General features: G+C 72.5%; 18 protein-coding genes. 9 read left to right on the top strand and 9 right to left on the bottom strand.

The annotated features are described in order from the left end of the window. Nucleotides 1–53 precede the first annotated feature (53 nt). Together xylB and xylA are read right to left on the bottom strand one after the other, a co-directional pair. Nucleotides 54–1,466, bottom strand: coding sequence for a xylulokinase (xylB, locus tag RH864_RS00090; RefSeq protein ID WP_310515473.1), 1,413 nt, complete (start codon nt 1,464–1,466; stop codon nt 54–56). A gap of 496 nt (nt 1,467–1,962) precedes the next feature. Next, complete coding sequence (gene xylA / locus RH864_RS00085; protein WP_310515472.1) at nt 1,963–3,153, bottom strand: xylose isomerase; 1,191 nt, start codon at nt 3,151–3,153, stop codon at nt 1,963–1,965. A 150-nt stretch (nt 3,154–3,303) separates the two neighbouring features. On the opposite strand from xylA, the gene RH864_RS00080 reads away from it, so the two are divergent. The 3 genes from RH864_RS00080 to RH864_RS00070 all read left to right on the top strand — a co-directional run bounded on the left by RH864_RS00080 (nt 3,304) and on the right by RH864_RS00070 (nt 8,923). Then, the gene (locus RH864_RS00080; RefSeq protein WP_310515471.1) at nt 3,304–4,482 is read left to right on the top strand and encodes an ROK family transcriptional regulator; all 1,179 of its coding nucleotides are present in this window, start codon (nt 3,304–3,306) and stop codon (nt 4,480–4,482) included. A gap of 93 nt (nt 4,483–4,575) precedes the next feature. Further along, nucleotides 4,576–7,374: an RHS repeat domain-containing protein gene (locus RH864_RS00075; RefSeq protein ID WP_310515470.1), complete on the top strand. Its 2,799-nt coding sequence runs from the start codon at nt 4,576–4,578 to the stop codon at nt 7,372–7,374. A gap of 268 nt (nt 7,375–7,642) precedes the next feature. Next, complete coding sequence (locus RH864_RS00070; protein WP_310515997.1) at nt 7,643–8,923, top strand: multidrug effflux MFS transporter; 1,281 nt, start codon at nt 7,643–7,645, stop codon at nt 8,921–8,923. A gap of 154 nt (nt 8,924–9,077) precedes the next feature. Here RH864_RS00070 and RH864_RS00065 read toward each other — a convergent pair whose 3' ends face one another. From RH864_RS00065 to RH864_RS00055, 3 genes are all read right to left on the bottom strand, one after another. Then, nucleotides 9,078–10,034 (bottom strand): hypothetical protein, encoded by a 957-nt coding sequence (locus RH864_RS00065; RefSeq protein ID WP_310515469.1) that lies wholly within the window; start codon nt 10,032–10,034, stop codon nt 9,078–9,080. 587 nt (nt 10,035–10,621) lie between these two features. Then, nucleotides 10,622–10,825: a cold-shock protein gene (locus RH864_RS00060; protein ID WP_310515468.1), complete on the bottom strand. Its 204-nt coding sequence runs from the start codon at nt 10,823–10,825 to the stop codon at nt 10,622–10,624. Between the two features lie 146 nt (nt 10,826–10,971). Beyond that, nucleotides 10,972–12,036 (bottom strand): fatty acid desaturase family protein, encoded by a 1,065-nt coding sequence (locus RH864_RS00055; RefSeq protein WP_310515467.1) that lies wholly within the window; start codon nt 12,034–12,036, stop codon nt 10,972–10,974. A gap of 241 nt (nt 12,037–12,277) precedes the next feature. On the opposite strand from RH864_RS00055, the gene RH864_RS00050 reads away from it, so the two are divergent. Beyond that, nucleotides 12,278–13,168, top strand: coding sequence for a phosphatase PAP2 family protein (locus tag RH864_RS00050; protein ID WP_310515466.1), 891 nt, complete (start codon nt 12,278–12,280; stop codon nt 13,166–13,168). Between the two features lie 126 nt (nt 13,169–13,294). Here the strand turns inward: RH864_RS00050 and RH864_RS00045 are convergent, their stop codons facing one another. Both RH864_RS00045 and RH864_RS00040 read right to left on the bottom strand, forming a co-directional pair. Beyond that, nucleotides 13,295–14,137 (bottom strand): aminoglycoside phosphotransferase family protein, encoded by an 843-nt coding sequence (locus RH864_RS00045; RefSeq protein WP_310515465.1) that lies wholly within the window; start codon nt 14,135–14,137, stop codon nt 13,295–13,297. Beyond that, complete coding sequence (locus RH864_RS00040; protein ID WP_310515464.1) at nt 14,134–15,087, bottom strand: helix-turn-helix domain-containing protein; 954 nt, start codon at nt 15,085–15,087, stop codon at nt 14,134–14,136. Before RH864_RS00040 ends, RH864_RS00045 begins: the two co-directional genes overlap by 4 nt. A gap of 102 nt (nt 15,088–15,189) precedes the next feature. Here RH864_RS00040 and RH864_RS00035 point away from each other — a divergent pair, with 102 nt between their 5' ends. Further along, the gene (locus RH864_RS00035) at nt 15,190–15,654 is read left to right on the top strand and encodes an SRPBCC domain-containing protein (protein WP_310515463.1); all 465 of its coding nucleotides are present in this window, start codon (nt 15,190–15,192) and stop codon (nt 15,652–15,654) included. A gap of 33 nt (nt 15,655–15,687) precedes the next feature. Here the strand turns inward: RH864_RS00035 and RH864_RS00030 are convergent, their stop codons facing one another. Beyond that, nucleotides 15,688–16,080, bottom strand: coding sequence for an META domain-containing protein (locus RH864_RS00030; RefSeq protein ID WP_310515462.1), 393 nt, complete (start codon nt 16,078–16,080; stop codon nt 15,688–15,690). 29 nt (nt 16,081–16,109) lie between these two features. Here RH864_RS00030 and RH864_RS00025 point away from each other — a divergent pair, with 29 nt between their 5' ends. Then, nucleotides 16,110–16,625, top strand: a complete 516-nt coding sequence (locus tag RH864_RS00025) for a MogA/MoaB family molybdenum cofactor biosynthesis protein (protein ID WP_310515461.1) — start codon at nt 16,110–16,112, stop codon at nt 16,623–16,625. Between the two features lie 87 nt (nt 16,626–16,712). Here the strand turns inward: RH864_RS00025 and RH864_RS00020 are convergent, their stop codons facing one another. Beyond that, complete coding sequence (locus tag RH864_RS00020; RefSeq protein ID WP_310515460.1) at nt 16,713–18,041, bottom strand: ThiF family adenylyltransferase; 1,329 nt, start codon at nt 18,039–18,041, stop codon at nt 16,713–16,715. 314 nt (nt 18,042–18,355) lie between these two features. Between RH864_RS00020 and RH864_RS00015 the strand changes: the two genes are divergently transcribed. Genes RH864_RS00015 through RH864_RS00005 form a run of 3 tightly spaced genes read left to right on the top strand, consistent with a single transcriptional unit; the run spans nt 18,356 to nt 20,540 of the window. Then, nucleotides 18,356–18,760 (top strand): TOBE domain-containing protein, encoded by a 405-nt coding sequence (locus RH864_RS00015; protein WP_310515459.1) that lies wholly within the window; start codon nt 18,356–18,358, stop codon nt 18,758–18,760. Beyond that, on the top strand, nt 18,757–19,608 hold the full coding sequence (gene modA, locus RH864_RS00010) for a molybdate ABC transporter substrate-binding protein (protein WP_310515458.1): 852 nt from the start codon (nt 18,757–18,759) through the stop codon (nt 19,606–19,608). The genes RH864_RS00015 and modA overlap by 4 nt, the downstream gene beginning before the upstream one ends. Continuing rightward, nucleotides 19,605–20,540: an ABC transporter permease gene (locus RH864_RS00005; RefSeq protein ID WP_310515457.1), complete on the top strand. Its 936-nt coding sequence runs from the start codon at nt 19,605–19,607 to the stop codon at nt 20,538–20,540. Before modA ends, RH864_RS00005 begins: the two co-directional genes overlap by 4 nt. The last annotated feature ends 118 nt before the right edge of the window (nt 20,541–20,658 follow it).

Raw genomic sequence — 20,658 nt, 5'->3', positions numbered from 1 at the left:
GGTGCACCACGCCCTACACCCGCAGAAATCGACGCCAACCCGTCGCACGAGGGCTAGGCGGGCGGGCGGTGGTGTGCGGCGGCGCGGTACGCGTCGCGGATCGTGGGCACGGGCTCGGGCGAGAGCTCGGCGTCGAGCTCGACGGGCCACTGCGGCCGCGCGCCCGTGAGCGCCCACGCCGCCTGACGCGCTGCGCCGTCGGCCACGTACTCGCCCGCCGCGGGCACCGCGGCCGGCACGTCGAAGACCTGCGCCGCGATCCGGCGCACCGCCGGATTGCGGGCCGCACCGCCGATGAGCAGCACACGCTGAGCCTCCACGCCCTGCCCGCGCACGGCATCGAGCCCGTCGGCCAGGCTGCACAGCAGCCCCTCGATCGCGGCGCGCGCCAGATTCGGGCGCGTGGTGCTCGCGAGGGTCATGCCCGTGAGCGACGCGCTCGCGTCGGGCAGATTCGGCGTACGCTCACCCTCGAAATACGGCACGAGCACCAGACCGGATGCCCCGGGCTCGGCCTCGAGCGCCAGACGCCCCAGCTCGTCATGGTCGACGCCGAGCAGCTCAGCGGTCGCGTCGAGCACCCGGGCCGCATTGAGCGTCGCGATCAGCGGAAGCCACGCGCCCGTCGCGTCCGCGAACCCCGCGACCGTGCCGCTCGGGTCGGCCACCGGATGCTCCGTGACCGCGAACACCGTGCCGCTCGTGCCGATCGACACCACGACATCGCCCGGGCGCGCGTCGAGCCCGAGCGCCGCGCCCGCATTGTCGCCGGCGCCCGCAGCCACCACGGCGCCGCCGGGCGTACGGCCCGCGGCCTCGGCGGGGCCGAGGACACGCGGCAGGACGGCGTCATGCCCGAGCGCACGCACGAGGAGCTCACGGTCGTAGCCGTCAGCGCCCCAATACGCCGTGCCCGAGGCATCCGACCGGTCGGTCGCGAGCGCCTCGAGCACCGGACCCAGCGGAGCATCCGCATCGCCCGCCGGGCCGAACCCGCGAAGCCGCCACGCCAGCCAGTCGTGGGGGAGTGCGACCGCCGCGGTCTGCGCGGCGTGCGCCGGCTCCGCATCGGCGAGCCAGCGGAGCTTCGTGGCCGTGAACGATGCGACCGGCACGACGCCCGTGCGGCGCGCATACTCGTCGGCGCCGACCTCGGCCGTCAGGTCGCGCGCGGCCTCCGCCGAACGCGTGTCGTTCCAGAGCAGCGCCGGCCGCACCACGCGGCCCTCGGCGTCGAGCGCGACCATGCCGTGCTGCTGGCCCGCGACCGACACCGCGGCCACGTCGGCGAGGCCGCCCGCCGCGGCGATCGCCTCTTGCAGTGCGGCCCACCACGCATCGGGGTGCACCTCGGTGCCCTCAGGATGCGACGCGCGACCGCTGCGCACGAGCGCGCCGGTCTCCGCATCGCGGATGACGACCTTGCAGGACTGCGTCGACGAGTCGACCCCGGCCACGAGTGTCACGAATGCTCCTTCAATCGTTCGAATCCGCTGTGGTTCGTCGCCCGCGGGCCGTCGAGTCCGGCCCGTCGACCCCGCCGGTCGACCGCGGCCCGTCGCCCGGGTGTCTCAGCCTGGGTGCCCCAGCCCCGGGGCTCCTTGCTCAGGAATCTCGCGACGTCGGGCGGTGTGTCGTCTGCTCGGCGGCGGCGTGCCGTCGCGGTGTTCCTGAGCTGGGATCGGGAGTACACATGAGCCTAGCTGCGTGCCGCGGGTGCCCGCCGCCGGAGCGGCACGTGCTGACCACACGCGTCAGCTGTGCGTCCGGGGCGCGGGTGCTCGCCGTGCGCGTCAGCCGTGCGCCTCGACCCCCGCGCCGAGCCGTGCGCGCCCCGACCCACGCCTCAGCCGTGCGCCCCGACCCCACGCCTGAGCCGTGTGCGCGTCACCCGCGTGCGCGTCACCCGCGCGCGCGTCACCCGCGTGCGCGTCACCCGCGTGCGCGTCACCCGCGTGCGCGTCACCCGCGCGCACCGAGCAGGTGCTCGGTCGCGAGCTGCTGGAGTCGCACGAACCCGAAGCCGTGCCCGCCGAAATACGGCTCGGGGTCGAACTCCTCGAACGCGGACCGGTCGGCGAGCAACTCGTCGTAGGTCTCGCCGCCGGCGAGCGTCGGCACCGACAGCTCGGGTACGCGCGCCGCGGCCAGCGCCTCCTGCACCTCCGGGTCGGCGCGGAACGCTTCGGCCCGCTCCTTCAACAGCAGGTAGGTGCGCATGTTCGCGGACACCGAGTCCCAGACGCCGGTCTCATCCTCGGTGCGGCTGGGCTTGTAGTCGAAGTGCCGCGGGCCGTCATAGGCCGGCACGCCGCCCGGCCCGCCGTGCTCGAGCAGGTCGACGGTCGCGAACGCGTTGTGCAGGTCGCCGTGGCCGAACACCAGGTCCTGGTCGTATTTGATGCCGCGCTGGCCGTTCAGATCGATGTGGAAGAGCTTGCCGTGGTACAGCGCCTGCGCGATCCCGGCCGCATAGTTCAGCCCGGCCATCTGCTCGTGACCGACCTCGGGGTTCACGCCGACGAGCTCGGGCCGCTCGAGACTCTCGATGAACGCGAGCGCGTGGCCGAGCGTGGGCAGCAGGATGTCGCCGCGCGGCTCGTTCGGCTTCGGCTCGATCGCGAACCGGATTCCGTACCCGCGGTCGGTGACGTAGTCGCCGAGCAGGTTCACCGCTTCGCGGTAGCGCTCGAGCGCTGCACGGACGTCTTTCGCGCTGTCGTACTCGGCACCCTCGCGGCCGCCCCACATGACGAACGTCGTCGCGCCGAGCTCGGCCGCGAGATCGAGGTTGCGCAGCACCTTGCGCAGCGCGAACCGGCGCACCGCGCGATCGTTCGACGTGAAGCCGCCGTCTTTGAACACGGGCGCGCTGAACAGGTTCGTCGTGACCATGGGCACGACGATGCCGGTCGCTTCGAGGGCGCCCTTCAGGCGGTCGATCTGCCGTTGCCGCTCGGCGTCGGTCGAGCCGAACGCGAACAGGTCGTCGTCGTGGAAGGTGAGGCCGTACGCGCCGAGCTCGTCGAGCTTGTCGACCGCGTGCACGACGTCGAGCTGCGGCCGGGTCGGGCCGCCGAACGGGTCGGCGCCGGTGTAGCCGACGGTCCAGAGGCCGAAGGAGAACCGGTCGTCGCGGGTGGGGGTGGGCATGGTGCTGGTGCTCCTGTTCATCGGTGAACGTCGCGGGCGAGCGTCGCGGGCGAACGTCGTGAGCGAACGCCGCGCGAGGCGAGCCTCGGAATTGTTGTGACACACAACCTATCGCATCCGCGGGCCGTCGTGCGCACCTAGAGTGGGGGCGTGACTGATCGGGCCGACACGTTCGACGGCGTGCGCCGGCGGAACCTCTCGCGCATCCTCGGCCTCGTGCACCGCGAGGGCCCGCAGTCGCGCGCGAAGCTCACCGCGGCCACGGGCCTCAATCGCTCGACCGTCGCCGCGCTCGTGACCGAGCTCGTGGGCCTCGGGCTCGTCGACGAGCGTGCGCCCGATCCCACGAACCGTGTGGGCCGACCCTCCCCGGTGGTCGCCGCGCGGCCCGACGTGCTCACCATCGCCGTGAACCCCGAGGTCGACGCGGTCACGATCGCCGCGGTCGGGCTCGATCAGCGCGTCGCGGTCCGCGAGCGCGTCGAGACCGACGGGCTCGTCACGCCCGAGGCGACCGCGCAGCTGGTCGCCGCCACGCTCGCGCGCTGGCGGCGGCGCGAGCTCGCGGCGGCTCGGGTGTTCGCGGTGGGGCTCGCGGTGCCCGGCCTGGTGCGCGCGTCAGACGGGCTCGTGCGGGTGGCTCCGCACTTGAGATGGGCGGATGCTCCGCTCAGGGCCCTGGTCGAAGACGCCGTCGGGCTCCCCGCCCTCGTCGGCAACGACGCCGGACTGGGCGCGACCGCCGAGCACCTGTTCGGCGCCGGCCGTGGCGTCGACGACCTCGTGTACCTCAACGGCGGCGCGAGCGGCATCGGCGGAGGCCTGATCGTGCACGGCCGTCCGGTCGGCGGCGCGGACGGGTACGCCGGCGAGTTCGGCCAGAACCGACCGGGCATCGACGCGAGCGCAGACCGCCGCGTCCCCGGGGGCGTGCTCGAGGACGAGGTCAGCCGCGCGCGACTGCTCGAGATCGTGGGCCTCGGGCCGGCCGACGAGCCCACGCTCGCGGCCGCGCTCGCGGAGGCCGCCGACCGGCCGGCGGTCGCGGCCGAGCTCGCGCGCCAGCGCCGCATCCTCGCCACCGCGCTCGCGAACGCCGTCAATGTGCTCAACCCGTCGGTGATCGTCCTCGGCGGATTCCTCGCGACGATCGCCGAGCACGGCCTCGGCGCACTCCGCGAGGCGATCGCGGCGCAGGCCATGCCGGCCGCGGCGGAGGCCGTCGAGGTGCGCGTCGCCGCGCTCGGCGAGGACCGCCTCCTGATCGGGGCGGCCGAGGCGGCGTTCGCCGCGCTGCTCGCGGACCCGATCGCCGCGACGGCACGCTGACGCACGGGCCGAGCCCGAGGCATCCGCTCGTCGACCGGCGACGCGACCACTGAGCGGCGACTTCGAGAGCCATCCGCCGGATATATTAGAAGGATGACCTTCTCGACCCTCGGCGCACTGCGCGCCGCCACGATCGGCGTGCTCGCCGGTGCGCTCGTGGCGACGGCCATGCTCACGCCCTCGTGGTCGGCCGAGCGCTCGGCGGAGCAGGGCGCGGCCCCGGTCGTCGGCGGATTCGGCATCGGGGACGCGCTCGAGGCGTCGATCGACGAGCGCGACGGGGCGCTCGCGTTCGATGTGCCGGCCGGCGGGCTCCAGCTGCGCTGGGACTCGCGCGCACCCGCCGACGACCGGTACGGTTTCGGGCCGCGCTGGTCGCTCGGGCTGGCCTCGATCGACGTCCGCGGGGGCGTTCGGGTCTCACCGTCCTCGGGCCGGCCGTTCGAGGTGGATCCGTCGCAGCCGAGCGGGCTTCGCGGGTACGACACCGACGATGTCGTGTTCATGCAGGAGGCGGGCAAGATCGCGACTCCGAGGTCGGGGGAGGTCGAGTTCGCGTTCGTGCTGCACGAGCTGGGCGGAGTCGTGACCTACTTCAACGCCGCCGGCGACCCCGTCGCGCGGCGCGACGCGGGCGATGCCTGGACGGTGTGGGAATGGGCCGCAGGCGTCGCCCATCGACTCGATCGGACCATCGGCCCCGAGGGCATCGTGACGGAGCTGGACTGGACCGACCCGCGTGTCGTGCGGGTTCGGCCGGGCGCGAACGTGACGGCCGCCGATCCCGCGAGCGGCGTCGGCGGCGAATGGGTGATCGAGGTCGATGACGGCTCGATCGCGGCCGTGACCGATCCGCTCGGAGCTCGGACCGGCATCGCCTACAGGCATGACGGGCTCGTCTCGGTCATCGGCGGAGACTCGGGCGCGCGCACCGCCATCACGTGGACGGCGGGCATCGACGCGGTCTCGAGGGTCGGACGGCTGCAGACGTACGACCAGTCGACGGGCGAGCTGTTGAGCGAGCGCACGTGGGAGGTCGCGGGCGCGCCGACGGGGTGGCCGGCAGCGGTGGATGAGGTGCTCAGCGCCGGGTATTCGACCGTGCTCTCTGATGGCGCGACGCGGGTCGAGTCGGAATACAACGCGCTGCATCAGCTCGTCCGGCGAGCGCTGCGTGTGTCGGGGCCGGGAGGGGCGCAGGTGCTCCAGGAGCAGCGGTTGCAGTATCCGGGCACCGACGAACATGGCGCTCCGACGACCCCGCCCGACGCGTTGCCACGGAGCTGGACCCGCCCGAGCTCGACCGAGTCGATCAGCTTCGACGCGGTGGGAGCGCAACGTTCCCTGCGTGAGCACTCGACGTTTGACGAGTACGGGCGGCTCATCCACGACGTCCACGGCGTCGAGTACCGGTACGACGCGGAGAATCGGCTGCACGCGGAGATCACGCCCGATGGCGAGGTCACGCGGACGTCGTACTGGCCCGACGGGTCACGCCGGACGCGGCTCGACGAGCGCTTCGGCAGGACCGAGACGTACTACTGGGACGGCGAGCAGCTCATCAACGACGTGCACGTCGATCCGGGCGACGACGCGAACACGGGGACGGCCGCGTACCTGCTCGGCGGCATCCGGCATGCACGGATCTCGAACAGCACCGAGGCGAGCGCGTCGGCGCGGATCGAGTACTTCACCACCGACCGGCACGGGAGCGTGACCGAGCTCACCGATGGCGCCGGCGCCTTGACCGCCCGGTACGACTACGCCGATTACGGCGGGGTGACCGCGCAGACACCGCCGGAGGGAGCGGGCGCAGACGGTCTCGCACGGAACCCGTTCCAGTTCGCGGGCGAGTACACCGACGAATCCGGAAACCAGTACCTGCGGGCCCGCATGTACCACCCCGAGCTCATGCGATTCTCGACCATGGACGTGCTGCCGTTCCACAACAAGGCCGCCTACGCCGACGCGAACCCGATCATGCACGTCGATCCCACGGGCCACGCCGCTCAGAAGGACTGGCTCTACGTCGGGCTCGCCGCGCTCGGCATCGTCCTGTCGTTCGTCGGCCTCGTCACCTCGGCGGGAACCTCAGCCGCGGCGCTCGGGTTCGCGATCTTCGCCACGGTGGTGGACGTCGGATTCACGACCATGGAGGTCGTCAACCGCGTCGAGCATCACTTCATGTCGGATGAGGTCGCCGAGGCGCTCGGCTGGACCGCGTTCGGTGTCGGTCTCGCGGCCGCCGCCCTCGGTACCGCGGCGGAGATCGCGCACCGGTCGGCCAAGGTGGCGAGCCGCCCACAGCCGCTGCTCGATGGCGTCGGGAACTCCGACCGCGCACGGATCAAACATGCCGCCTTCACGGACCCCACGAAGAAGCTGGCGGAGGCGGAAGTGGTTGGCAGCTCCATCAAGACGTTCCTCGCGGGTTCTGGGCCCAGGGATGCGTACTCCATTATTCATGAGAGTTACCAGCGGGTCGTAGGCGTGGCCGGAAAGTTGCTCGAGGGGAAGACCCTCGACCCGGCCCCGGTCATTTCCAAGAAGGGATTGTGGGCCGAGCTCTGGGACCTGTTCGGACTCCCAGAGGACATTGGCGCCATCATCGCGAAGTTCGCCGGCATCGGGCAGCCAACGCCAGCCGCCGTGCACGTCGCGCGAACCGTGCATACCTACGTTCCGAACCTGATCAAGGTTGCTGAGGCATCCACAAACATGAGTAAGAAGTGGAACTACGGCCAGTACTACGCACCCATCATCGCGAATAACAAGAAGCTCGTCGAGAACAGCAGACGCGTCTTGAGGCGGGACGGCACGTACGTGAACGCGGACGGCGAAGTGGAGACGCCGCCCCCGGCGGTCGACAGCGACGTCGACCAATACGAGTGAGGCTGGTGGCGACTGCGATGCTACGGTGCTCGATGCGAAGGACCAACCCCGAGGCATCCGCTCGCTTTCGCTGCCCCACTTGCGAGCCCGCCGGGCCGAGCCGCTAGACTAGCCGACAGTCGAATCGATTCGAGACTTGCGGCCCGTCCCGCCGCGCTCGGTCCACGGCGACGCCGAGTCCAGGCGTCGCCGGTTTTCGTTCCATCGGCGTCCGAGGGCGTGCGCCGCATCCGCAGTCCGTCCGCGCACGCCAGGAACCCTTGTGTCTATCACCAGCTCCATTCCCATCATCCGTCCCGACGACACCCGCTCCACGCCGGTCGTCGTCTCGCACCCGGGCGACGCGCTCACCCGACGCCAGCGGCTCGTGTATGTGATCGTGCTCGGCGCACTCACCGCGCTTGGGCCGTTCACGATCGACCTGTACCTGCCGGCGTTCCCCGCCCTGCAGGACGACCTCGGCGTCTCGGCGTCCGCGGTGCAGCTGACGCTCACGGGCACCATGCTGGGCTTCGGGCTCGGCCAGCTCATCGTCGGGCCGTGGAGCGACAAGGTCGGCCGCAAGCTGCCGCTCATCCTCTCGACGATCCTGCACATCGCGGCCTCCGTCGGCGCGGTGTTCGCGCCCGACATCACCTGGCTGCTGGTGTTCCGCCTGCTGCAGGGCTTCGGGGCGGCCGCGGGCGGCGTGGTCGCGATGGCCATGGTGCGCGACCTGTTCGGCGGCAAGCCGCTCGTGCGCATGCTCTCGCGCCTCGCGCTCGTCAACGGCCTCGCGCCCGTGCTCGCGCCCGTCATCGGCTCGCAGCTGCTCGGCATCATGGACTGGCGCGGCGTGTTCTGGGTGCTCGCCGTGTACGGCGTCGTCGTCGTGGTGGCGGTCGCGCTGCTGATCGTCGAGACGCTGCCCGAGTCGAAACGGCACGTCGCCGGCCACTCGACCATCCGCGACCGGTACCGCGCGCTGTTCCGCGACCGCGTGTACCTCGGGGCCGCGCTCGTCGGCGGGATGACGTTCACCGGCCTGTTCGGCTACCTCTCGACGTCGTCGTTCCTGTTCCAGGACCTGTACGGGTTCAGCGCGCAGGAGTACGGCATCCTGTTCGCGGTGAACTCGATCGGCGTCATCATCGGCGTGCAGACGAGCTCGCGGCTTATGCGCGGACCCGTGCCGCCGCAGTGGATCCTCGCCGGGACCACCCTCACGCACCTCGCGATGGCCGCGACGATCATGGCGCTCGACACGGCCGGCGCCGGGTTCTGGGGCACCGCGATCCCGCTCTGGTTCTACATCCTCGCGTGCGGGTTCTCGTTCCCGGCCGTGCAGGTGCTCGCGCTCGCGCACCACGGCGCCGAGGCCGGCACCGCCGCGTCGCTCCTCGGCGCCCTGAACTTCGGCCTCGCCGGCCTCATCTCGCCGCTCATCGGCCTGCTGGGCGTCGGCAGCGCCGTACCCATGGCCTTCGTGCAGGTGCTCGCCTCGATCGTCGCGATCACCGCCCTGTGGGCGCTCGTGCGTCCACGCTCGGTGCCGCCCCTCGGCGACTGACTGCCGGCGCGGGCCGCGAGGCATCCGCACGCGGCGCGCTCGTCGCCGGAGCTTCCCTCCGCGCTCGTTCCTTGCTCAGGAAATGGGTCGCGCACGGCGGCGTGTCGCGTCGCGACACGCCGCCGCGGCGGCCGAACTTCCTGAGCAAGGAACATCAGAGGTGTCTGTCAACCGCTCGCGAGCGCGAGGTTCGAGCGTCCGCGACGGTGCGCGCGACCGCACTCGCGACCGTCGGCCAGTCTCGGAGGACGTGCTGGGCGGTCACCCGGACCACAGGCACGCCGAATGATTGCGCGACCAGGGTGCGATCCCGGTCCCCGTAGAAGGACTCCCGCGACCGGTGATGTGCCCAGCCGTCGATCTCGTACAGCACACACCCCTCGATCAGCCCGTCGAAGCGGCCGTGCCTTGACAGCTCGAACTGCGGGTGCACGGTGTATCCGGCCTGAAGCAACCGCCTGACGAACAGCGACTCCGCGCCGGATTCCAGGAGGTTGCAGAACTCGTCGACGCGGACGCCGGTGCTCCGAGGCGCGCCCGCGACGATGCGCTCGACCTCGCGACGACCGAGGGCCCGTTCGGCGATCGCGGAGTCGACGGCCGCTTGCGCATGCTCGCGGTCGAGACATCGGATGCCCTCGGCGAGTGCGGATCGAGCCGAGACCAGCCAGTCCAGCGAGTTGGCCGGATCGGCGTCATCCCGCCAGTGGATCACGGGGGAGAAGCGCGTCGACAGACGCAGCTCGCGTCGGCGCCGCTCTGGGACCTTCGGATGCCAGACCGGAGCCGCGTCGCTGCGGTCTGGTGCGGTATCCGGGCGAAGCCGCGCGGCGTTGCGGGCGACCTGGAGGTGGAGCGAGTCGGTCTCGCCCGACCACACGCCGAACCTCGCCAACGCGGAGACGCAGCCGATTCGGGCGTGCACACGCACCGCATGGCATTGGTCACGATCGGCGGCGGGCGACGCGTACCAGCCGCGCCGAAGTCGGCGGAGCCGACCGGCCCGGACCGCATCGCGCCAGACCAGGTCGGGGAGCCCGTAGCGGCGCAGTTGGTCGATGTGTGCCACCTCGCCGACCACGCCCATCACGAATCGCACGTCGTCGTTCATCGAACGAGTATCTGGGCGCCGAGCCCGGAAGCCGCCGGCCTTCGGTGCATGTGTGCACTCCGAGGCATCCGTTTCGGGCTGTGGAGGCGGCCCGCCGCGTGCCGTGCGTGCCGTGCGTGCCGTGCGTGCCGTGCTCAGGATCGTGAGCGCGTGCGCCGGCGTGTCGGGCGCCGACACGCCGGCCGCCGTGACGGAATTCCTGAGCAAGGAATCCGACGGAGCGGAACGGATGCGTGTCGGGATCGGACACATGACTGCACCGACCGGTGCCGAGGCGGAATCGTGCGAGGCATCCGTTCAGCCCGTGGTGTCCGCCGGCGCGAGCTGCGCCATCCTTGCTCAGGAAGATCGGGCCGGCGCACGGCGCGCCACGCGCGGACGCGCCGGCGGCGGCCGGAGATTTCCTGAGCAAGCGATCGGCGGGGCGCCGGATCGGCGGGGCGGGATCGGCCGGGCGGGATCGGCGGGGCGCGGGATCGGCGGGGCGCGGACGACGAGGCGGGGACGGCGAAGGCCGGCCCGATGGGCCGGCCTTCGTGCTGCGCGGGGCCACCGCGATGACGGCGGCCCCGCGGGGGTCGGATGCCTCAGACGAGGCGGATGTTCGCCGCCTGCAGGCCCTTCTGGCCCTGCTCGACGTCGAACTCGACGCGCTGGTTCTCCTCGAGGCTGCGGAAGCCTCCCGTGGTGATCGCGCTGAAGTGCGCGAACACGTCGCCGCTGCCGTCGTCGGGGGCGATGAAGCCGAAGCCCTTATCGGCGTTGAACCACTTGACGGTTCCGGTAGTCATATCTGTTCCTTCTGTTCTTCGGTCCGCGCGATGCGGGCCCGTCACGCGCACGATGCGCGCGCCCTCCTCACGCGGGTGCCGCGCGAGGGTGGTCATTGAGTGGCCGGCCCGGCCGTGGCCGGCCCGGCCGTGGCCGGTCCGGCCGGTCAGACCCGGCGGAAGCGTTCGACCATGGGGCAGTCGAACGGGTCGCGGGCGGCGAGGCCGACCCGGTTGAGGTAGGCGATCACGATGCCGTAGGACCGCACGAGCGTCGTCTCGGTGTACGGCGTGCCGGTCGTGCGGCAGTGCTCGCGCACGATCTGGCGGGCCCGGCCGAGATACGGCCGCGCCATGCTCGGGAACAGGTGGTGCTCGATCTGGTAGTTCAGGCCGCCCATGACCGCGTTCGCCCAGATCCCGCCCGAGATGTTGCGCGAGGTCAGCACCTGCTTGCTGAAGAAGTCGAGCTTCGCGTCGGCTGGCACGATCGGCATGCCCTTGTGGTTCGGTGCGAACGACGCACCCATGTACACGCCGAACACGGCCAACTGTACGCCGAGGAACGCGCACGCCATGCCGAACGGCATGATCCAGAACACGAGCGTCAGGTACACCGCGAAGCGCGCCGCGATCACCGAGAGCTCGAGCGCACGGCCCTCGATGCGGCGCTTCGCGAACAGCGTGCGGATGCTCGTCACGTGCAGGTTCACGCCCTCGAGCAGCAGCAGCGGGAAGAACAGGTAACCCTGCCGGCGCGTGATCCACGCGAGCACGCCGCGCTGCTTCTCGGCCGACTCTTCGGTGAACGAGATCGTGTCGAACTCGATGTCGGGGTCTTTGCCGAGCCGGTTCGGGTTGGCGTGGTGCCGCGTGTGCTTGTTCATCCACCACGCGTAGCTGACCCCGACGAACGTCGCGAGCAGGCGACCGGCCCGGTCGTTCGCGGGCCCCGAGGTGAAGACCGCGCGGTGCGACGCCTCATGCGCGAGGAACGCGAACTGGGTGAAGATGACGCCCAGCGCGCCGGCCATGAGCAGCTGGAACCAGCTGTCGCCGAGCAGGACCATGCCCGCGATCGTGCCGGCGAGCGCGAGCACGAGCACTGAGAACAGGGCGATGTAGAACCCGCGCGCTCGGCGCAGCAGACCCGATTCACGCACGACCCGCGACAGCGCGGTGTAGCTCTGCGTCGGGTTCGGGCCGCCGCTTCGCGGCTTCGTGGCGCGCACGGCGCCGAGTCGATCGGTGGGGACGGTGGTGCTCAGGGTGCCGGTGCCTCCGGCGGTGGAGAAGGGGATGATGTGATCCGGCCTGTCGACGACTTCCCAGCCGGTGTCACACGGGCGATCGCCCGCTGAAGATGACCCCAACCCTAGGGGGCCAGCATGTCCGCGAGCTGGGAATGCACTTCCGCGAGATGCCGCTGTCAAGCGGCGCCGGCGCGCCGCGGTCGATCGGTACGGTGGGCGGATGACGCCCGCTCACGAGGACGACCAGACGACGGATGCTCCGCGCGGGACGGGTGCCTCGACCGAGGCATCCGTCGCACCGCGGATGAACGCGACCGATGCGACCGACGCGACCGCCGAGGGCACGTCGGGTGCGCACGACGACGTCGAGGCGCCGCGCGTCGACGTGACGCCGCCGCCCGCGCAGGCCGAGCGCCGTGCGCGCGTCATGCGCCGCCGGGTGCCGCTCATCGCGGGGGGCTCGTCGCTGGTCATCGCGGCGCTGCTCGGCTGGATCATCGTGCTGCGCATCGGCGAGCTGATCGAGATGGACGAGGAGTGGGCCGAGGAGGTCCTGACCCTGCGCGGGCCCGTGGGCGACCTGTTCGCGTACGGCATGAACGCGCTCGGCGGGGGCGTGATGGGCGTGTTCATCGTGCCGATCGGCGTCGCGATCGTGCTGCTCATCTGCCGCCGCCCGTGGGGTGCGCTCTACTTCATCGTCGCGTCGGCCGCGAGCGCGGGCGTCGTGCAACTGCTGAAGCACCTGTTCGGGCGCGCGCGGCCGGAGGACATCATCGTCGTGTCGGACTTCGGATCGTTCCCGTCGGGGCACGTCGCGAACGCGGCGACCATCGCGGTCGCGCTGGGCGTCATCGTGCCGCGCGCAGCGGTCTGGATCGCGGGTGCCGCGTACACCGTGCTCATGGCGATCAGCCGCACGTATCTCGGCGCGCACTGGTTCACCGACACCGTCGGCGGGCTCCTCATCGGCGCGGGCGTCGCGCTGCTCGTCTGGGCGCTGTTCGCCGGGCCGCTCGAGCGCGAGCGCATCGCCTGGACCGCGCGGCTCGCGAAGCTCAACGCCGCCCGGGCGCAGGCGCACATCACGCCGCCGGCGCACCCGCGCTGACTCCGTTGGTCGAGGTGCGAGCGCCAGCGAGCGTATCGAGACCTCGCACGCCAGCGTCGGCACGCATTCACCGGGTCTCGATAGGCGTGCTCGTTCCTCGCTCGCTACTCGACCAGCGGGACGCGCTCAGCGCAGCCGCAGCGCGAGCTCGCCGATCGCGGCGGCCGACTCGGCGTGCGCGGGATCGTCGTCGAGCGTGAACCAGGTCGACGACAGCGCGCACCAGGCGACGAGCCAGTCCGCCAGCCGGTCACGCTCCAGGCCGGATGCCTCGACGACCACGCCGAACTGGCGCTCGAGCCGTCCGGGCTGGAGCGCACGCTCGTGCGACGGATTGCACAGAAGGTTCGCGTAGTCGAAGCCCGCCTCGCCGACGAGCCCCTTCGGGTCGATCGCGAGCCAGCCGCGCTCGCCGAAGTCGAGCACGTTGCCGTGGTGCAGGTCGCCGTGCAGCGCGACCGGCTCGCGCGGGTCGTCGAGCAGGGCCTGTGCGAGCTCGGCACCCCGGCGATGCACGGGGCCGAGCTCGTCGGCCTGCTCGAACAGCAGCTGGAACCACGTCGGCAGGTCCACGAGCGGGGCGGCCGCGGCGAACACGTCTCGTGAGGCGCCGTGGATGCGGGCCGCGGCGTCGCAGATGATCCGCGTCGCCTGGTCGTCCTCGCCGTCGCGCACCAGCGAGACGAGATCCCGGTCGCCGGTGGCCCGTTCGATCAACGCGGCATCGCGGTCGTGCCGCAGCACGCGTGCGGCGCCGTGACCGTCGAGCGCGACGAGCAGGCCGACGCCTCGCTCCTCCTCGTCGCTGTGCGCGATCTTCAGCATCGCGGGCGCCCCGCTTCGCGTGGTCACCGGGATGAGCCGGCTGGACGCCGTCGTCGTGGGGTCCCCGTCGGGGTGCAGCCGCCAGCGCCGCAGCCACGCGGCGTCGGCGGCGTGGCCGGGGGAGACGGGGCCGAGGTCGCTCACGCCGGAACCTCCCCGCCCGAACTCGTCGCGGCTTCGGCGGCCTCACGCACGTACCGGCCCGGCGGCACGCCGATCACGGCGGAGAACTCACGCGTGAAGTGCGCCTGGTCGGCGTACCCCAGCTCGGTCGCGAGCTCGGCGAGCGACGGCCGGTCGCGTGCCGTGAGCCGCACGCCCGCTTCCTGCAGGCGATATCGGCGGATGAGCCATCTCGGGGTGAGGCCGAGCTGCTCGCGCACGATGCGTTCGAGCTGACGCACGCTCACGCCGGCGACCTCGGCGAGCTGCTCGACCCGCACGAGTGCACGATCCTCCTCGGCGCGCGCGACGAGCTCGCGCACGAGCCGGGCATCGGCCGACGGTCGGAGGCCCAGGCCGGCGAACCACGCCTCGAAGGCGGCGACGGCGCGCGCGTCATCGCCCTCGGCGACGAATTCGCTCACGGTCTCGCGCATGGTGCGAAGGTCGGATGCCTCGAGCGGGCCGGATGCCTCGCGCTCGACGGAAGCACCGAGCGGGCCGGATGCCTCGAGCGGAACCGCGTGCCCGACGAGCGCGCGGCTGTCGATGCCGAGCAGCATCCGAGCCACACCGGGTTGCAGGAGGACGCCGAACGCCCGGCCCTCGCCGGCGAGCGTGCGTGAGCCGAGGCCGATCGACGGCCCGTGCACGGCGACGCCGGCACCCTCGATAACGAGGTTCGTGGACGGGTATTCCAGCACGCGCTGGGTCACCGGGCGGTCCGCGGGCAGGCGCCAGCGCGGGATCCAGAAGTGCCGCACGAGCTCGGCCAGCGCGTGGGAGGGCGGCAGCCGGACCATCCTGATGGGGGCGTCAGGTGACGGCACCGCGCCGGGGCCCGCCGCGGAGAGCGCCGGGTCGCCGGCCTGGGCCGCGAGCACGCCGCGGCTGCGCGGCACGCCCGCCCGGGAGCGCCAGAAGTCGTCCATCGCTCCCAGTATCCTCGGCCGCCGGATCGGCCGCGGGGGGCTCGCGGTCGATGTCGCGTTCGTGCAAGACGCCGGCCGCGAGGCATCCGTACCGTCTGACCCATGACCGATGACACCGATTTCGAGATGACCATCATCATCGCCGGCTCGCCCGAGCAGATCTGGGAGGCGATCACCGGCGAGGAGGGGAGCCGGGCCGTCATGTTCGGCAGCGTGCTGCGCGGTGAGCTGACCCCGGGCGCGCAGTACGAGTACGTCGGCCCGGGTCAGGATGGGGACGAGACCGTGCATGTCTACGGCGAGGTGCTGCAGGCGGATGCTCCGGGCCTGCTCCAGCTCACGGAGCATCCGGGACCGACCTATCGTGAGAACCACGCGGAGCTGACGAGCCGCATGACGTGGCGGATCGAACCGGCGGGCGACGGCCTCACCCGGCTCACGTTCACGAATGACCAGTGGAGCCCGGGTCACCCCGCGCAGGCGGAGACCGCGGCGACCTGGCCGCACGTGCTGTCGAGCTTCAAGTCCTTCGTCGAGACCGGCCGCGCGCTGCCGTTCCCGGCCTGACCGCGGCCGGGCCGAGGCGTGGGGGACGCGTCGTCACTCGGGGTCGTCGGAGGACTTCTCGAGCGAGCCGATCTGCGCACCCCCGGCGCCGAGCACGGTCATCGTCGAGTCCGAGATGCTCGCGGCATCCGCCTCGGAGAGCCAGTCGTCGACGCCCTCGCAGGCCATCTTCGTCGAGGCCATCGAGCCGAACTGGACCTGGTCGGCCTCGACTTTCCAAGTGCCGGTGATGCGGTTGCATCCGTCGCTGCCGCTGAGCGAGCCGTCGTCGGCGAGCGACAGATACTCGCCGGACGGGTCGCCCCACGTGCCGACCGGATCGATCGTGCTGCCGCCGGACGCGTCATTGCTGCCCGCGCAGCCGGCGAGGGCCACGACCGCGAACGCGAGGACGACACCGGCGAGGTTCTTCCGTAGCCCAGACATGCTCGCAGCGTAGCGTTTACGCTGGGCCCATGCAGCCCCCTCAGGCGAGGTTCCGTGCCGCCGTCGTGATCGTCTCCGACCGCAGCGCCCGGGGCACGCGCGCCGACGCCGTCGGACCCGTCCTCGTCGAGCGGCTGCGCGCCGAGGGGTACGACGCGGGCGACGCGGGCGTGGTGCCCGACGGGGCCGACTCGGTCGAGGCGGCGCTCCGCGCCGAGATCGATGCTGGGGCGCGGCTCGTGCTCACGAGCGGAGGCACCGGCATCGGCCCGCGTGATCGCACGCCCGAGGGCACCCGGCCGGTGCTCGCGCGTGAGGTGCCCGGCATCGCGGAGGCGCTTCGTCGAGCGGGCGCGATGCGCGTGCCGACCGCGGTGCTGTCGCGCGGCATCGCGGGCGTCGCCGACCAGCCCGGGACCGGCGGCGCGCTCATCGTGAACCTCCCCGGATCACCCGGCGGCGCCGCCGACGGCCTCGAGCTCGTGCTGGGCCTCGCCCGGCACGCCATCGCCCAGCTCGACGGCGGCGATCACGGTTCCAAGTGATAGCGAGGGCGGATGCCTCGGCGCCGATGTGGTTCGCGGGCGAGGGGTGTGCGGTGGGTCTCGATACGCGTGCTCGTTCCTCGCTCGCTACTCGACCGGCGGGGGCGGGGCGGTGGTGAGGTCCGTCCAGGCGAGATAGCCGCCGCGGAGGACGGTCACGGGCTCGCCGATCCGGGCGAGCGCGAGGGCGGCCCGTCGGGACCGCTGGTCGGTACGGCAGTGGACGATGATCGGGGCGTCGGCGGACGCGCCGGAGGCGTTGGCGGCCTCGGGTGCCGAGGTGGCGGCGGTCAGGTTGGCGCGGACGCCCTCCGGGTCACGGAGGACCTCGCCCAGCGGGAGGAGCACCGAGCCCGAGATCGCACCCGCTTCGTGTTCATCGGGCTCCCGCACGTCGACGAGCACGAACCGGTCGTCGCCGGCAGCGCGCCGACGCAGGCGCTCGCGAAGCGCATCGGCCTCGATCCACTCGACCGTGGTGGGGTCCGTGCGAACGCTGGACGGCGGGCCGGACACGCCGGCGTCGTTCGTACCGCGGTCGGTGATGCCGGCCCTCACCGTCGGTCGAGGAGCGCCCGACGAAGGAGGACGCGGATCGAGACCCGGCGCCGGTGTCACGGCCTCCGCCGAGGCATCCGTCGCCGTTGTCTGAGCCGCGCGCAGCGGCACCTCGCGCTGGCGCGCGCGGAGCGCGTCGATCACGAGCACGCGCCCGAGCAGCGGTTCGCCGATGCCCGTGATGAGCTTGACCGCCTCCTGCGCCATCATCGCGCCGACCTGCCCGCAGAGTGCGCCGAGCACGCCGGCTTCCGCGCACGACGGCACCTCGCCCGGCGCGGGCGGCGCAGGGAACAGCGTGCGGAGGCGCACCGGCTCGCCGGCAGGCGGCGCCGCCCAGAACACCGAGAGCTGCGCGTCGAACCGCAGCACCGTCGCCCACACCAACGGCAGTCCGAGCTCGGCGCACACGTCGTCGACGAGATACCGCGTCTCGAACGTGTCGGTGCCGTCGACGACGAGGTCGTAACCCCCGAGGATCTCGGCGGCGTTGCCTCGGTCGAGGCGGACGGCATGGCGCTGCACGACGGCGTCGGGCGCGAGCGCGTGCACCGCCTCGGCCGCGCTATCGACCTTGGGCCGTCCGAGGTCGGCGGCGCCGTGCACGGGCTGACGGTGCAGGTTGGACAGCTCGACCACGTCGTCGTCGACGATGCCGATCGTGCCGACGCCCGCCGCGGCGAGATAGGTGAGCGCTGGAGCGCCGAGGCCACCCGCCCCGAGCACGACGACTCTCGCCGCGGCGAGGCGGCGCTGCCCCAGGTCGCCGATCTCCGGCAGGCGCCGCTGCCGATCGGTGCGGCCGCGCTCGCCCTCGGGCAGGGCGGCGACGGGCTCGACGAGCGGCGGAAGACCCATGTCTCAACGGTAACCCCGCGTGTGCGTGGCATCCGTTCGCCGTTCGCGTCCGCATTGCGCTCGCCGGTCTCGTCCGCCCCGATTCCTTGCTCAGGAAGCGCAGCCGGCGTGACGGCGTGTCGGAGATGTTGACGGGGCGCGTCGCCCAAGACTTCCTGAGCTAGCAATCGGAGCGCGAGGGGAGGCGGCGGGGCGGGGCGGGGCGGGGCGGGGTGGCGCGGGTGCTGGGCGGCCCGTCGAGTGCGCATCCCGGGCGGCGGACGGAGAGGGGCGGATGCTCCGCAATCCGCAGATGCGGCGATATGATGCGAATCGTGCCGCAACATCGGGTCTCGGAGGTCGCGCGCCTGCTCGGCGTGAGCGACGACACCGTGCGCAGGTGGATCGACGCCGGCGCGCTCGCCGCGACCCGCGACGAGCACGGACGCCTCGTCGTCGAGGGGGCGGACGCCGCACGGCGCGCGGTCGAGCTCGCGGAGGCCGCCGATGATCTGTCGGACGTGGCGCGCAGCGCGCGCAACCGGTTCGTCGGGCTCGTCACGCGCGTGCAGCGCGACGGCGTCATGGCGCAGGTCGACATCCAGGCCGGCCCGCACCGCGTGGTCTCCCTCATGTCGGCCGAGGCCCTCGACGACCTCGCGCTCGAGGTCGGCTCGCTCGCGGTCGCCGTCGTGAAAGCCACCACCGTGATCGTGGAGACCCCCGGAGGACGCAGATGAACCAGCCCGCCCCTTCCACCGCCTCGGCCGGAGCACCTCCCGCGCGCCGCCGCCGGCTCGGCCGGGTGGCCGGCCTGGGCGCCATCGCGGCGCTCGCGCTCGCGGGATGCACCGCCGGCGGCGGCGCGGACGGCGACGGCGATGCCGGGCCCGAGGAGTCTGCCGTGCCCACGACGACATTGACCGTCTATGCCGCGGCGTCGCTCACCGACGCGTTCGAAGCGCTCGCGACCCAGTTCGAGTCCGTGTATCCGGCGATCGACGTCGCCCCCATCGTCGCCGACTCGTCGACCGTGCTCGCCACGCAGATCATCGAGGGTGCGCCGGCCGACGTGTTCGCGACGGCGGACGAGGTCTCCATGACGAGCGTCGACGGCGAGGGGATGCTCGCCGCGGCGCCGCAGGTGTTCGCGCAGAACGCCGCCGTGCTCGCGGTTCCCGCGGGCGATCCCGCGGGGGTCGTCGACCTCGCGGGGATCGCGCGACCGGAGATCCGGTTCATCGCGTGCGTGCCCGACGCGCCGTGCGGCCGCGCGGCCGGCGAGCTGCTGACCGCGGCCGGGCTGCAGGTCACCCCGGTGAGCGAGGAGCAGAACGTCACCGCAGTGCTCACCAAGCTCGAGCTCGGCGAGGCCGACGCGGGCGTCGTCTACCGGAGCGACGTCGTGCGCGCCGGTGGCGCGGTCCAGGAGATCGACACGTCGGCCGTGCCCGCGGTCGTCAACCGCTACCCGATCGCCCCGGTCGGCACCGCAGCCGACCCCGAGGTGGCCGACGCGTTCGTGCGGTACGTGCTCGGCGCCGAAGGTCAGGCGGTGCTCGCCGAGTTCGGCTTCTCCGCGCCATGACTGGTGAGCCCGCGCCCGACGACGGCCCGGCCGCGGCCGGCGGGCCGGGCGCGCCCCCCGCTGGTCGAGTAGCGCGCGACGAAGGAGCCCGCGTATCGAGACCCGGTGATCGCTCCACGCCACGGACCGAGAGCACCCGGCCCGCGGCATCGATCCCGAAGCCGCTCTGGATCCCGGCGCTCATCGCCCTCGCCCTCCTCGTGCTGCCGCTCGTCGGCCTCATCGCTCGTGTCGACTGGGCGACCCTGCCCGCCGATCTCACCTCACCCGAGGCGCTCGCCGCGCTCCGGCTCTCACTGCTCACCGCATCCGCGGCGACCGCGATCTGTCTCGTGCTCGGCGTCCCGCTCGCGCTCGTGCTGGCCCGCGCCTCCGCCCGGCTCGCGAGCGTGCTCCGCGCCCTGGTGACCGTGCCGCTCGTGCTGCCGCCCATGGTCGGCGGCATCGCACTGCTGTCCCTCTTCGGCCGGACGGGCCTCTTCGGCGGCACGCTCGACGCCTGGGGCATCCGCCTGCCGTTCACGACCGCGGCCGTCGTGCTCGCGCAGTGCTTCGTGGCGCTGCCGTTCCTCGTGCTCGCGGTGGAGGGCGCGCTTCGCGCGTCCGGCACCGCCGAGGAGCGCGTCGCGGCGACGCTCGGAGCCGGGCCGGTCACCGTGTTCTTCCGCATCACGCTGCCGCTCGCGGTGCCCGGCCTGATCGCCGGCACCGTGCTCTGCTTCGCACGAGCGATGGGCGAGTTCGGGGCGACGGCACTGTTCGCGGGCAACGCGGCCGGAACGACCCGCACCATGCCGCTCGCGATCTACACCGCGTTCAACGGCTCAGGGGTGTCGCAGGGCGAAGCCGTCGCACTGTCGCTCATGCTGCTCGCGGCGGCGCTGGCGATCCTCGTGCTGTTGCGCGGCTGGCGGCCGGGGGCGAGCCGGTGAACGGGGCGGAGGAGGGCGGGCCGGTGCGCGACCAAGGGCAGGCATCGGGACAGGGCGGGCCGACGGGCGGTGCGGGGGCTGGCGGGCTGGCGGGCGGTGCGGGGGCTGGCGGGCTGGC

The sequence above is a fragment of the Agromyces aerolatus genome (assembly GCF_031432255.1).
Classification (GTDB): Bacteria; Actinomycetota; Actinomycetes; order Actinomycetales; family Microbacteriaceae; genus Agromyces.
Note: the sequence above shows the minus strand (reverse complement) of the source record. Positions and strands in the feature narration are given on the sequence as shown.